The sequence below is a fragment of the Oleiphilus sp. HI0066 genome, from assembly GCF_001635725.1.
Map to the genome: position 1 here is coordinate 1 of NZ_LWFH01000258.1, position 623 is coordinate 623.

A 623-nucleotide genomic window follows, 5' to 3' on the forward strand; every position below is an offset into this window, starting at 1 on the left:
CAACTTTCGAAGTAAGCGAAAAGCAACTCTCTGCAGCCGCTGGCAAAGTCCGCTGCGGAGCTTGCATGGAAGTATTTGATGCTGTCGCTTACCTAATCCCTCAGAACGGAAATGAAACGCTTAAATCGCAAGATGACACACCAAGCGAAATTCCAACACCAAGCACAGAACACGAATCACATACTCACGAGACCGATGACGAAGAGCTTATCTTTGAAGATTCTGATGACGAGAAAGAGAGCGCAAAGAAACAGTCTTTATTCGATGATTCTCAGCTTAGCGATTCTTTAAAAGAAATTGATAGCTCAGGCGCACACGCATTCTCATCTGAAGCTGCACACCACTCAGAAGTGGCTGATAGCAAAGACGAAGAATGGACAGCCCAGATATTAAAAGACGACACGCCAACGAGGCCTCTTAAGCAAGAACCCAGCTTAGATCTAGAGCCTCAAAAAACATCCCACACTAATGATGAGCTAATAAAACCATCTGCCGACGATGCACCTCAACGCATAGACTTCTATTACGAGGAAGAACAAACCGTTCACAGAGGAAGCTGGTTAAGAAAAAGCGTCATTACACTAGCGTGTCTCGCCTTGACGGCCGTTCTCGCTACACAGATC

1 protein-coding gene is annotated in these 623 nt (G+C 45.9%); it reads left to right on the forward strand.

Annotation, left to right across the window (positions count from 1 at the left end; all coding sequences use genetic code 11):
* Positions 1-623 (forward strand): MJ0042-type zinc finger domain-containing protein (locus tag A3738_RS03945; RefSeq protein WP_156503934.1); only part of this gene is annotated, 623 nt, incomplete at both ends.